Consider the following 12,531-nt stretch of genomic DNA (forward strand, 5'->3'; position numbering starts at 1 on the left):
GAAACCCAGTAGACGGGCATCCTGGATCTTAAAAGTAGATTGATCAATTGATGTGATGCAATCCAATTCTCCTCATCAACATGGATTATATGGGTATGGGACAACTTAACATTAAACATGAGGCAACACTCAAAAACATTTGGAGATAATCATTATTTGAGAATTACGATTTAAAAGTTATTGGAAAATTAAACAATATTTGATCCAAACATTGAAGGGGGTTTCTCTGTAAAGTTGCGGGTAGGTATTGTGATGAGGATGATGTGGGGATGCTTAAGCATGGAGGTTTAGAGGGAGTTTGTAGGGAACTTCGGGAAATCTTTGCAACTGAATTGGGTGGCATTATTAATGAGGTAGTGGGTATGCTTCGTGAACGTTATTTGAAGTAGGTTGAGGATGATCCTCTTCTCGCCATCTTTATCCATTCCACAATTTCCTCTTCAGGGATTTTGGAGAAGAATTCTCCAATCCTTTTTGCAGCTTCTCTGGCTTCTTCAAGTTTCCTCTTCTTCAACTCCTCCTCTAAGGCTCTTCTCACAACTTGGCTTATGTTTATGCCATACTTCTTGGCTTCCTCTTTAAGCTTCTTTGGGATTCTCACAGTTATAGTGACACTCACAATTCAATACAATATTGTAGTATGTATAAAATTTGCTTTAAGTTTAACTGTTGATAGTGGTAAAATTTTTAGGTTTGGTATTATAGGTATACTTGGTGTACCTTTATGAGTGTCTCGGTATCTATTAAGGTTCGTAGGGAGCTTGTGGAGCTTGCTGATAAGATGGTTAGTTATGGTATTGCTAGGAGTAGGTCTCATGCCTTCAACATTATGATTGAGAAGGGGTTGAGTGAGGTGCTTAAAGAGGTTGAGTATTGGGATGGCATATATGGGAGGGTGGAGGAGTTGGAGAGGCAGGGATTCAGGCTGAAGCATGGCGGTTTAAGTAAGCTTCTAGAGGAGAGTAGAAGCCGATGAGGTGTATTCTCAGCCTTGATATACATCGACACCAATGTTATTATATCTTATATTGATGAGGCTGATCCAAATCATGGGGGAGCGTTAAAGCTGGTGGAGGGTTTGAGTGGTGATAGGGTTGTTTCGAGATTGACGCTTGCTGAGTTGGTATCAGTCTATTCGAGGGCTGGATTGGAGGAACCGCTCCCCCTTGCAATGTATTCGTTGAAGAGAATAAAGGCGAAGATTGTTGAAGTGGATTTCAATGAAATTTTGAGGATTGCAATTGTAAAAGCACCCATCTTGAAGCTGAAGACTCTAGACTTACTGCACATAATAACGTGTAAAGTGGCTGGATGCGTGGAATTCGCTACACTGGATTCCAGCATAATAGGGAGGTCTGAAGTTATTGGTGGAGAGTTGGGGATTAGGGTTGTGGGCTACTGACTCATCCTCTCTCGGGGGGTTCAAGAGTTTTAGGGTTGGGAAATACGTATAAGAGGGGTTTGCCAAAGCGGTGAAGTGATGATGATTTATGGTTAAGCAAAGTATGGGTGTTGATGATATTAGGGATTTGTTGTCTCGGGTTTTTTGCAGGTAGGTTTGGCATACGTATAGGTGTGGATGCCGTTTTCACTGAGGGTTTACACTGAGAATCCAGATATTGTCAATGAATTCTTTGGGGGAATCTCCGGCGAGGGTTTATGAAGCATTACAGGATTTAGTTGGAAGTGATGGGGGCGTTTAGGAGGCTGGTGATGGAGAATCCTCTTAGGCATTATACATGATGCGGCTTATTAAAGCCGCATCGAATGTCCCCTCATCATTCCTGATTGCCTACATCTATTCGAAGTATCTGTAGATGGCTTGGAGGATTTCGAGGGGCCTTTTCCCTCCCACTAGGCCTGTTATGAAGGATGTGGTGAGCATGACTACTATGGCGTATGAGTATGGTGCTTTACTGTATATTCCATATATGACCATTATGGCTATGGTTAGTATGAAGGCGTAGGTGGCTTTTGTGGATTGTTTGGTGGGTTCTGGGAGTTGTTTGAGGGCTTCAGCTTCTTCGTATGCGGCTTTTCCATAGGTCTTCTTCTGTATCCACCTAGCCATGAAAAAGCCAACTATCCATGTTGTTGCCGCCATGGGTATGCCTGCAACCATTAGGTATTCGGTGTAGGAGAGGCCGGTGGTTCCTGTGAGGGTTACAACTGGGGGTGTGAATGGGCCTATGAATAGTCCGCATGCTCCTGCGGAGTGTAGCATTGCTGCGAGGGCTGGTGGTGTGAAGCATAATGCGGCGACTATGGGTATTACTATTGGGGCTAGTATGGCGTTTGCGCCTGCTAGGGTTCCGAGCAGTGCCACTAGGGTTGTGGAGGCTATCATGACGCCGAGTTGAACTCTATTCTGTGTTTTTACTCCAACCTTTTCAATGATCCATTTAACGAGGGTTGTTACGACGCCAGTTTCTCGGGCTACTTGTCCTAGGCCGCTTCCCAGGATTATGATTAGCCCTACAACGGTTATGAAGGCTCCTAGGCTGTCAGCGAACAGTTTAGCTACGTCGATGGGTTTTTGCCCAGTCATCACTATTATGATTAGTAAGGCGGCTACTGTGGATAAGACGACGAACCCCAGCATTACTAGAACGCTATATAGGATTATTGGTATGAATCCAAGTATTGTTGGGGGTTTAACAAAGAGGTATGTGTATATGGCTATTAAGAGGCAGATTATGGAGAATCCTATGGCAATGGAGTTTTTAACCTTTGAATCCATAAATTAGCTACCATACATGTATAGCTTGGGGTGTTACATAAAAAATTGTGATCTAGGGTTTTAGTTTTAATGTCGCTAGATTTAGGGAGTTATATCAACTCTTTGGGTACTATGAATTGACTAAGACGGTGAAGCTGATGATGTCTGGAGATGTGAGTTAGGGTTGTGGATTGAATTCAAGATGTTATGGTGTTGTGGTTGAATTGTTTGGGATGGGAATATTTTAAGTTGGGATTCTCCCTTAAATTATTTGTGGTGTTCTTGTTTTGAGGGTGGTTGAGGAGGGGGTTTTGGGTTATTTGGATTCTAGGGGGGATGAGATTGTAGATTTTTTGAGGAGGCTTGTTGGGATACCGAGTGTTGTGGGTTTGGAGGGGGAGGCTCAGAAGTTCATGTACCATACGTTTAGGGATATGGGTCTTGAGGTGGATATGTGGGAGCCCGATATTAATGAATTGAAGAAGCATCCAGCATTTTTCGAGACAACCTCGTTTAGGAAGTATGGGTATAAGGATAGACCGAATGTGATTGGTAAGCTTAGGGGTGTGGGTGGGGGGAGGTCGCTGTTTCTTTGTGGTCATATGGATGTGGTTTCACCTGAACCTGTTGGTGCTTGGAGTTATCCGCCTTGGGGTGGTGTGGTTGTGGATGGGAAGATGTATGGGAGGGGTGCTGCTGATCAGAAGGGTGGGATTGCATCGATGACTTATGCATTAAAGAGCATAATAGATTTAGGAATTAAGCTTAAAGGCGACGTTCTCATTGGAACAACCATCGAGGAAGAGGATGGAGGGGTGGGTGGAGCATTAGCAACAGTAATGAAAGGTTATCGTGCTGATGCAGCTATATTGACTGAGCCTGGTGGGAATAGGATTGGGGTTGCCAGTGCTGGTGTGCTTTATTTTAGGGTTAAGGTTATGGGTAGAACTGCTCATGCTAGTAGAGCTCATTTGGGTGTTAATGCTATTGAGAAGGCTTTCTTGATATATAGGGCTTTGATGGAGTTGAATGTGGAGAGGCAGAGGCGTGTGAGGTATGTTTATGCTGAGAACGAAGCTCCACATATGAGGGGTAGGGCTACCACGATTAATGTTGGGGTTGTTAGGGGTGGGGATTGGCCTTCAACTGTGGCTGGTTGGGCTGAGTTGGAGTGTAGGGTGGGGTGGCCTCCTGGGGAATCTGTGGGTGATGTTAGGAGGGAGATTGAGGCTAAAGTTATGGAGGTTGCTATGGGTGATTCTTGGCTTAGGGATCATCCACCAATAATTGAGTGGTTTGGTTGGTGTGCTGAGCCTTCTGAGCAGGATGTTAATCACCCGATAGTAAAGTTGGTGAAGAGTACGGCGGAGGAGGTTTTGGGGGAGGGGGTGGTTTTTGCTGGTGGTAGTGCTGGGTTGGATACTAGGCACTTCATATTGTATGGGGGTATGCCTGCAATAACTTTTGGTCCTGAGGGGGAGAATACTCATGGTGTGGATGAATGTGTGAATCTTGATTCTGTAATTAAGACTTCGAAGGTTTTAGCTTTAGTGTTGCTTAGATGGTGTGGTTTAGCTTGAATTTTAATGGGTTAGGGTGGTTATGGTAAGGCTTATAAATTGTGTGTTGATAGAGCATTTTTGAAGGATATTTATGTTTAAGTCTTCTGAGATTATTGGGAAGGCTGAGAAGTATTTGATAACTAGTATGGTGAAGAAGATTGAGCCTGTAGTTATAAGTGAGGCGAGTGGGGCTTTGATTAGGGATGTTGATGGTAGGGAGTATATAGATTGTTTTGCTGGGATTTCTGTTGTGAATTTGGGTCATTGTCATCCGGAGGTTGTTGAGGCGGCGTTTTCTCAGGCTAGGAAGCTTGTTCATGCATGTACCTACGTGTACTATATTCCAGTGGTTGCTGAGTTGGCTGAGAGGTTGGCTCAGTTGGTTCCTATAGCTCCTCCAGGTCCACCGAAGACTTTCTTTGGTAATAGTGGGGCTGAGGCTAATGAGTGTGCACTTAAACTTGCACGTAAGTTTACCAAGAAGTATGAGTTTATTGCTCTCATGTGCTCGTTTCATGGGCGGACTTTGGGCACTTTAAGTGTGACTGGGCAGTCTGGTAGGAGGAGGTATGATATGGGTCCATATCTTCCAGGAGTATCCTTTGCATTTCCACCATACTGTTATAGGTGCCCCTTCGGTAGGGCTTATCCAGATTGTGATTTGCTATGTGCTAGATCTATACGTGATGTAATAGAGTACTCTACCGGTAAGGGGGTTGCAGCATTCATAGCTGAGCCAGTTTTGGGTGAAGGTGGAATTATTCCTGCACCTCCAGAATACTTTAAGATTGTTAAGGAGATTTTGGATGAGTATGGTATACTCCTCATAATTGATGAAGTTCAAACTGGTTTTGGTAGGACTGGGAAGCTTTTCGCCATTGAGCATTATGGTGTTAAGCCTGACATTGTGACTATGGCTAAGGGGATTGCTGATGGTTTCCCCATAAGTGCATGTACGGTTAGGGGGGATATAGGTGAAGCTTTTGAACCTGGAGATCACTTGTCAACTTTTGGTGGGAATCCTGTTTCTGCGGCGGCTGCGCTTGCCAACATTAATGTGATGCTTAGGGAGGGGATTTCGGAGAAGGCTGCTGTGAAGGGGGAGTATTTCATGAAGCGATTGAATGAGTTGAAGGAGAGGTATAGAATTATTGGGGATGTTAGGGGGAAGGGTTTAATGATAGGCGTTGAGCTTGTAAGGGATCAAGTTAAGAAGACTCCAGCTGTGGATGAGGCGGGGAGGGTTAGGGATTTGTGTAGGGAGAGGGGGTTGCTTATTGGTTCTGGTGGTGTTAAGGGGAATGTTCTTAGAATTCAACCTCCACTGGTTATAACCATGGAGCAAATTGATAAAGCATTAAGTATACTTGAATCTGCCATTAGGGAGGTATGTTGAATTTGAAGTTTTCAAGTTATTATGGGCGTTTAAAGAATTTCATTGATAATGTGTATGTGGAGGCTGAGGCTGAAAAGTTTTCTCCAAGTTTTGATCCAGGTTTGGGTAGGGTTATAGCTGAAGTTCCCATGTCATCTTCTGGGGATGTGGATCGAGCTGTACGTTCGGCTGCATCTGCCTTTGATTATTGGTCTAATTTACCCATATTTGATAGGTTGCAGTGTCTTGTGAAGTTTAAGGTGCTTGTGGAGAGTAGGTTTGAGGATTTCGCTAAACTCTTATCGCAGAGTGTGGGTAAAACTTTGAGGGAAGCTCGTGGTGAGATGCGTAGAGCCATTGAAGCTATTGATGCTGCTCTTGGTGCTCCACATCTCATGATGGCTACTAGGAAGGTTGTGAATATGGTTAGGGTGGAGCCTGAAATTGATATGGAGTGTGTTAGGGAGCCTTTAGGGGTTTTCGCTGTGATTACACCTTTCAATTTCCCCATAATGATACCCATGTGGTTTATCCCCATGGCTATAACTTTGGGTAATACTGTGGTTTTGAAGCCTAGTCCACTGGATCCCACTCCCATAGTATACTTTATGGATTTATTTAGGGAGGCTGGTTACCCTCCTGGTGTGGTTAACCTTGTTAATGGGGGTGGATTGGAAGCTGAATTTTTGATTAAGCATCCTGAGGTTGTGGGTGTATGTTTTGTTGGAACTTCAAGTGTGGGTGAGAGGGTTTATTCGTTGGCATGTTCCCATGGTAAGAGGGCTTTATGTCAATGTAGTGCTAAGAATCCTGTGGTTTTAATGCCTGACGCTGTTCCTGAGCCTACGGTTGAGAATGTTGTTGGCGGCTTCTTTGATATGGCTGGTCAGAGATGCCTTGCACCTGGTGTGCTCATCATGGTGGGGGATGCATATGAAAGGTTTCTGAACTCCATTGTTAAGAGGGCTGAGAAGATTAGGGTTGGCTATCAATTGTTGGAGGATACTGATATGGGTCCCATGATTTCAGAGGGGAGTAGGGGTAGGGTTATTGGTATGATTGAGAGGGCGGTTTTGCAGGGGGCTAAAATACTTTTGGATGGACGTAAAGTTAAAGTTGAAGATGCGTATGGTGGGGGGTTTTATCTTGGTCCAACCATATTGGATGATGTGGCTCCGGGGATGGAGATTGAGCAGGAGGAGGTTTTTGGGCCAGTTATGCCAATAGTTCGTGCTTCAAGTTTTGATGAAGCTTTGGAGGTTGCTAATAAACGTCAGTATGGTAATACTGGGACTATTTATACGTCTAGTGGGAAGTGGGCTAGGGAGTTTGCTAGGAGGATTGAGGCTGGTAATGTGGCGGTTAATATGGCTGTGGCTCAGCCACATCAATTCTTCCCATTCCCGGCTCGCAAGAAGAGTCATTATGGACCTTTAACTGGGCAAACTGGCTCCATAGACTTCTTCACGGACATGAAGGTGATAATGTATAGGTGGTGGTGAAAGTGGTTGTGGGGGTTGATGGGGTTTGATTGCCGATCTAATTTTAATTAATGGTAAAATTGTCACTGTGGATTCCCATGGAACTATAGCTGAAGCTGTGGCTGTGAAGTTTGGTAGGATATTGGCTGTGGGCTCCAATGAGGATATTAAATTGTTGATGGGTGAGGGGACTGAGGTTTTGGATTTGGAGGGTAGAACTGTTTTGCCAGGCTTCATTGATTCGCATTGCCATTTCACCTCCTTTGGGATACAGCGGATTATGGCTATTGATTGTAGTTATGAGTCTGGGGTTAGATGTATAAGGGATATTCAAGATAGGATTAGGGGGAAAGCTAAGATTACGCCTAAAGGTGAATGGATAAATGTTGTGCAAGTGGATGATTCAAAGCTTGTTGAGAAGCGGTTTCCAACTAGGTGGGAGCTTGATGAAGCTGCACCTGATCATCCCGTTTGCCTTGCCACTGTGGGTGGCCACTTCTACATATTTAATAGTAAAGCTTTTGAGTTGGCTGGGATAACTAAGGGTACTCCTGATCCTCCTGGTGGGAGGTTTGAGAGGGATCCGGTGACTGGGGAGCTTACTGGTGGAGTTCATGAGAGGGCTAAGGAATTGGTGCAACCCATACCTTTTGGGAGACTGCCAAGGGAGGAGGAGGTTATGGAGGGTATAAAGTTGACTTTGAAGGAGTATGCATCTGCAGGTTTGACTTGTGCTTATGATGGTTGGACTGATGGGATACATCTTAGAGCTTTACAAAGGCTTCGTGAAGCTGGTGAGCTTCCCATTAGGGTTAGGGTGGACGTATATTATACTTTGCTACCAGATTTGGATAGGTGTGGTGTACTTCAAGGTTTAGGGGATGATTGGCTTAAGATTTGTGGTATTAAGGTTGTATGTGATGGGGCTATATCTGCACGTACAGCAGCAGTTTCCCAGCCATATCTTCATAAGCCGAATTATTATGGGGAGTTGGCTATTACTGGGGAGGAGTTGCGCAGAGTTGTCTTGGAGGGTTATGGGAGGGGGTATAGGTTTTGTGTGCATGCTAATGGTGATAGGGCTATTAACATGTGTTTGGATGTGTTGGAGGAGGCTCAGGAGAGGTATCCTAGGAGGGATCCTAGGAATAGGATTATACATTGCACTGTTGTGAATCCAGCTATAATTGAGAGGCTTAAGAAGCTTAACATTCTCCCAACAATTTTCGGTGCATACCCCTATTATCATGGTGACAAGATTTTGCCAGCTTTTGGTGCTGAGAGGCTTCAATGGATGTTTGCTGCGAGATCTATGCTTGATGCTGGTTTAAAGGTTGCAGCTCACTCAGATCATCCCGCATCCCCCTACCCTCCACTATTGGGTATACATTCCCTTGTGAATAGGAGGTCTGCGAGGGGGGTGCCTATAGGTGAGAGGCAGAAGGTTTCAGTGATGGAGGCCATTAAGCTTTACACCATAAACGCCGCATATCACTCCTTCGATGAAGATAAACTTGGATCCATAGAGCCTGGTAAACTTGCCGATTTCGTAGTTTTAGGGGAGGATATCCTAACAATCCCAACTGAGAGGATTAAGGATATACCAGTGGAGATGACCATTATAGAGGGGAGAATAATTTATCGGAGAGGGTGAATGATAGCTCTTCTCGAATGGGGTTGCTGGGTGTGTGTTATGGTTAAGCAGAATATGAATGTTGATGAGGTTGAGGATTTGTTGTCTCGGGCTCTTGTGGGTAGGCTTGGCATGTGTATGGGTGGTAAGCCCTACATAGTCCCAGTCTGCTTCATCTACCATAATAATAGAATATACTTCCACAGCTCCCCTAGGGGGAGGAAGATGAGTTATATGAGGGTTAACCCAAACGTATGCTTCCAAGTGGATGAATACTGCCTAGTCCCCTCAGAAATGCCATGCAAGTTCACCATGCATTACCGCAGTGTATTGGTTTTTGGCAGAGTTCACTTCATAGCTGATTTAGGGGAGAAGTTGAGGGTTTTGAGGTTGATGATGGGGAAGTATGACCCCAATGGGGTTGCGAAGCCTTTGGATGAATCCATGATTGGTGGGGTGGAGGTTGGCGAAATAATCATTGAAGAGATTACTGGGAGGAAGAATGAGTGACCCCTCTTTTCGAGTGGGGATTTAAGACTCGAAATTTCAAGCCTTTAAGTGTTTAGGGGTATGCTTATATAGTGGGGTTTTGGAGTAGGTTGTGGGATGCCCTCTAAATCTCTATTGGAATATTGGATTCCAGTGGGTGTTTTGAGTAGGGATTCTGCTATTGAGATGAGTTTTAAGCCTACCCCTGCTTATTTGGCTAGGTGTAGGGAGCTTGGTTTAACCCATGTGGGGAGAAACTTTTATGATCCTAAGATTAGGAGTCTTCATCCATGGTTGGCTAGGCGTTCTAGGTCTGTGGCTAGAGCCCTTAATTTAGCTGCCCTCCTCCCCCCAAATATTAGTGCTGAAGAGTTTCTATCATTCTTAGGGTTTAGTATGGAGAGTTTGGTTAAGGAGACTTCTAGGGGTTATCCTCCACTCATCTCATATTTAAAGCCAAACATCCCCTCAAATTTTGGTTTGGGTGGTTTTGTCATTTTGGATCCTATGGCTGGTGGTGGCAGTATACCTTTGGAGTCTGCATTGCTTGGTGTTAATACGGTTGCCTGCGATTACAATCCAGTTTCATATCTACTGCTTCGCGCCACTGTGGAGTTTCCAGCTAGGTATGGTTTGGAGTTGTGGAGGAGGCTTGTGGGTGAAGTTAAAGCCTTCTTGGATTATGCTGTGAGGGAGCTTTCACCATATTATGATGCTAATGTTGAGGGCTACATAATTCTTAGGCAGGTGGTTTTGGGTGGTAGGGTTATACCATTACAGAATGTTATTCCACTTTCAAGGGATACTAGTGTTAGGGTTTGTGGGGATGGCTCGTTAACTTTGAGTGGTGGGGGTGGGGGTGTTGCTGTTAGGAGGGGGCTTTTGAGGGGTTGGATGGAGGGGCATGTTAAGGTTATGAATGGAAAATCTGAGCTTTACAATGTGCTTCATAGGTGTGTGGCCGTTCAAACTGGGGATGGTTTTAGATTGGCTGGAGATTCTGATTTGAAGTTGCTGTTGAAGGCTTATGAAGCTTATCTCTCCAAACTAGGCTCGCTTATTCTCCCAGATATAGAGCTTCCAAGGGATAATGATGTATTCTCAGATATTCAGCCGCTTGGGAGTTATCGTATGCTTTTCAGTCCTAGGCAGGCTTTGGCTTTGGATAGGCTTATCTCATATGTGAGGGGGAGGGTTGGGGAGTTGGTGGAGGTGGATGGGGAGTTTGGGGCTGCATTGGGTTTATATTTGGCTTTGGGGGTTGATAGGGTTGCGGATTTCAATTCCATAATTACAACTTGGAATCATAATACTTTGACTGTGAGGGATAGTGTAGGCTCATATTATAAGTTTAGGAAGTTTAGGTTGGAGGGGGTTTATGCTGAAGCTATTGTTCCTTATCGTACGCTCAATTGGGTTTACGAGCCCGATGAAGGTGGGAGGACTGGTGGTGGGATATGTCCTGTTGTGAGGGATTTGGCTGAGAGGTTGGAGGGGAAGAATTGCAATATAGATGTTTTCATGTGTGATGCCATGCAATTGTCGAAGTATTTTATGGGCGTGGCTGATGTGGTTAATGTTGATCCACCATACTATGATCAGCATATATACAGTGATTTCTCAGAATTCTTCTGGCCGCTATTGAGGGTTATGTTGGAACCTGCATTCCCACATTTATTCAAGAAGGATAGGATACTGTTTGATTGGAGTCCAAGTAGTTGGGGTGTCCCGAAATCCAATGAGATTGTGGCTAGGGGGAGGGGTGGTGGGAGGGATTTCGAGGTTAAATTGGAGAAGGCTTTAAGGGAGATTAGGGTTGCTTTGAAGGATGATGGTTTACTAATCTTCTGGTTTAGTCATAGGAGTATGGAGGCTTGGGAGGCGACTGTTAGGGCTTTGGAGAAGGCTCAATTCGCCATAACAGCCATAATCCCCCTTCCCTCAGAGCATCCCACTAGGAGTGTGACTAGGGGTGGGAGGGTTGGGATAAATCGTGTACTAATACTTGTGGCTAGGAAGAGGGAAAGTGTTAAGGAGCGTGATAAATCAAGGATACTGAAAAGGTTTGAGGAGTACTTGTTGGATTCGAAGATGTATCCGGATGAACGTATCCCCGAAGATGAGGTTAGACTTCTAACTAGAGCGGCGCATTACGCTATCTCCAAATGCTAATTGATTTGCGTTTTCACTTTGAAGTTGACTCTGCCATAAGCTTCTCCACTTCCCCTATTATGTTTAAAAGTTCATTGTATGTCCCTTCTCCGCCAAGTTTATCCCACATTTCCCCTCCAATTAGAACTTCATGTTCTAAGTCCATTACCCGCTTTGTGAATGGATGTTTGTAGGGTTTTGGGTAGTATGGGTTGTAGTAGAGGGCTAGGAATGCTTGTGGCATTCTATCTTCGAAGAGTGCTTGGAATATTAGCATCTTCCTCTTGGATTCTGCACATACATCTAGGTTTGGGAGTGGACTCTTAATTTCAAGGTATAGTGGACCCGTCTTGAAGTCTCCAACAAATAAGTCGGCTATTATGCGAACCTCCCTCTTCTCACCACCTTTCGCTGCAATTATCTCTTCAACTTCCCTTAAATGGTTGGGTTTCCTCCTCCCCATCCTCAACTCATTAACAATTCCATCGATAACTTCCATTTTAGCTGCATCAATCCACCCAACAATCTCATAATCACGATGAACATCCACATATCGATCCCTAGCCACAATTTCAGCCAGTTTAGGTATGAGTTGCCTGCCCATCCTTGTAACAATACTCCTCTGCTTCTTAAACGCCTTCAACGCTTCACCTGGAAATATTAGTGCATGGAAGGGGTAAGCCCTCTTAAGCTCCTCCACGTCATAGGGGACTTCAATTACACTCCTCACAAAGGATAGGAGGGTATCTTTCAGCATCTCCCTAGTCTCCGGTTTCATAACATTTCCGTCCAAAACTTATATTCAATGAACTTATAACTGTGATGCTCCACCTATTCCTTCCAACTTTAGCTGTGGGGAGCATAGGACACTATGGACTCTTAATTTAGCAAGGTTTATTTTGCTTTAGCCCTTATCTTGATATGGTGATATCAAGGGTGATGTTCGATTTTCTCGGTGGAAAGCTTGTTGAAAAGTTGAGGGGGGAAGCTTTAAGGAGGGGTGTGTCCATAGAAGAGTTTACTGTGGAAGTTCTTTCGAAGGTTGAGCTTCACCTTAAGCTTGCTGAGAAATTTTTGAGGGAGGCGGAGGGGTTTCTGGTTAAGGGTGATTATGTGCAGGC

General features: G+C 44.5%; 11 protein-coding genes and 1 pseudogene. 9 read left to right on the forward strand and 3 right to left on the reverse strand.

Annotated features, from left to right (window positions below; genetic code table 11):
• Positions 1-376: 376 nt before the first annotated feature.
• Complete coding sequence (locus tag MRT15_RS06265) at positions 377-619, reverse strand: type II toxin-antitoxin system CcdA family antitoxin (protein WP_304328954.1); 243 nt, start codon at positions 617-619, stop codon at positions 377-379.
• Positions 620-724: 105 nt separating this feature from the next.
• Between MRT15_RS06265 and MRT15_RS06270 the strand changes: the two genes are divergently transcribed.
• Entirely contained in the window at positions 725-976 is a 252-nt protein-coding gene (locus tag MRT15_RS06270; protein WP_304328956.1) for a hypothetical protein, read from the forward strand.
• Between the two features lie 15 nt (positions 977-991).
• Positions 992-1,402, forward strand: coding sequence for a type II toxin-antitoxin system VapC family toxin (locus MRT15_RS06275; RefSeq protein ID WP_304328958.1), 411 nt, complete (start codon positions 992-994; stop codon positions 1,400-1,402).
• A gap of 396 nt (positions 1,403-1,798) precedes the next feature.
• Here MRT15_RS06275 and MRT15_RS06280 read toward each other — a convergent pair whose 3' ends face one another.
• Positions 1,799-2,740, reverse strand: a complete 942-nt coding sequence (locus MRT15_RS06280) for a Na+/H+ antiporter NhaC family protein (RefSeq protein ID WP_304328959.1) — start codon at positions 2,738-2,740, stop codon at positions 1,799-1,801.
• Positions 2,741-3,012: 272 nt separating this feature from the next.
• On the opposite strand from MRT15_RS06280, the gene MRT15_RS06285 reads away from it, so the two are divergent.
• The 6 genes from MRT15_RS06285 to MRT15_RS06310 all read left to right on the forward strand — a co-directional run bounded on the left by MRT15_RS06285 (position 3,013) and on the right by MRT15_RS06310 (position 11,431).
• On the forward strand, positions 3,013-4,299 hold the full coding sequence (locus MRT15_RS06285) for an ArgE/DapE family deacylase (protein WP_304328974.1): 1,287 nt from the start codon (positions 3,013-3,015) through the stop codon (positions 4,297-4,299).
• Positions 4,300-4,372: 73 nt separating this feature from the next.
• Positions 4,373-5,677: an aspartate aminotransferase family protein gene (locus MRT15_RS06290; RefSeq protein WP_304328961.1), complete on the forward strand. Its 1,305-nt coding sequence runs from the start codon at positions 4,373-4,375 to the stop codon at positions 5,675-5,677.
• On the forward strand, positions 5,671-7,158 hold the full coding sequence (locus MRT15_RS06295) for an aldehyde dehydrogenase family protein (RefSeq protein ID WP_369684953.1): 1,488 nt from the start codon (positions 5,671-5,673) through the stop codon (positions 7,156-7,158). The genes MRT15_RS06290 and MRT15_RS06295 overlap by 7 nt, the downstream gene beginning before the upstream one ends.
• Positions 7,159-7,183: 25 nt before the next feature.
• A complete protein-coding gene (locus MRT15_RS06300) occupies positions 7,184-8,791 on the forward strand; it encodes an amidohydrolase (RefSeq protein ID WP_304328965.1) in 1,608 nt (535 codons plus the stop codon).
• Positions 8,792-8,830: 39 nt separating this feature from the next.
• Positions 8,831-9,280, forward strand: a complete 450-nt coding sequence (locus tag MRT15_RS06305; protein WP_304328967.1) for a pyridoxamine 5'-phosphate oxidase family protein — start codon at positions 8,831-8,833, stop codon at positions 9,278-9,280.
• A gap of 96 nt (positions 9,281-9,376) precedes the next feature.
• Entirely contained in the window at positions 9,377-11,431 is a 2,055-nt protein-coding gene (locus MRT15_RS06310) for a hypothetical protein (RefSeq protein ID WP_304328969.1), read from the forward strand.
• A gap of 13 nt (positions 11,432-11,444) precedes the next feature.
• Here the strand turns inward: MRT15_RS06310 and MRT15_RS06315 are convergent, their stop codons facing one another.
• The gene (locus tag MRT15_RS06315; RefSeq protein WP_304328970.1) at positions 11,445-12,203 is read right to left on the reverse strand and encodes a TdeIII family type II restriction endonuclease; all 759 of its coding nucleotides are present in this window, start codon (positions 12,201-12,203) and stop codon (positions 11,445-11,447) included.
• Between the two features lie 146 nt (positions 12,204-12,349).
• Between MRT15_RS06315 and MRT15_RS06320 the strand changes: the two are divergent.
• A pseudogene (locus tag MRT15_RS06320) lies at positions 12,350-12,531 on the forward strand (hypothetical protein); the annotation flags it as partial.

This window comes from Candidatus Culexarchaeum yellowstonense, assembly GCF_024707025.1.
In the GTDB taxonomy this organism is placed as follows: Archaea; Thermoproteota; Methanomethylicia; order Culexarchaeales; family Culexarchaeaceae; genus Culexarchaeum.

Bases quoted from the DNA above. Each gene is read 5' to 3' on its own strand.
- MRT15_RS06270 (WP_304328956.1), top strand. From the start codon at position 725: ATGAGTGTCTCGGTATCTATTAAGGTTCGTAGGGAGCTTGTGGAGCTT.
- MRT15_RS06280 (WP_304328959.1), bottom strand. From the start codon at position 2,740: ATGGATTCAAAGGTTAAAAACTCCATTGCCATAGGATTCTCCATAATC.
- MRT15_RS06290 (WP_304328961.1), top strand. From the start codon at position 4,373: ATGTTTAAGTCTTCTGAGATTATTGGGAAGGCTGAGAAGTATTTGATA.
- MRT15_RS06295 (WP_369684953.1), top strand. From the start codon at position 5,671: ATGTTGAATTTGAAGTTTTCAAGTTATTATGGGCGTTTAAAGAATTTC.
- MRT15_RS06305 (WP_304328967.1), top strand. From the start codon at position 8,831: ATGGTTAAGCAGAATATGAATGTTGATGAGGTTGAGGATTTGTTGTCT.
- MRT15_RS06310 (WP_304328969.1), top strand. From the start codon at position 9,377: ATGCCCTCTAAATCTCTATTGGAATATTGGATTCCAGTGGGTGTTTTG.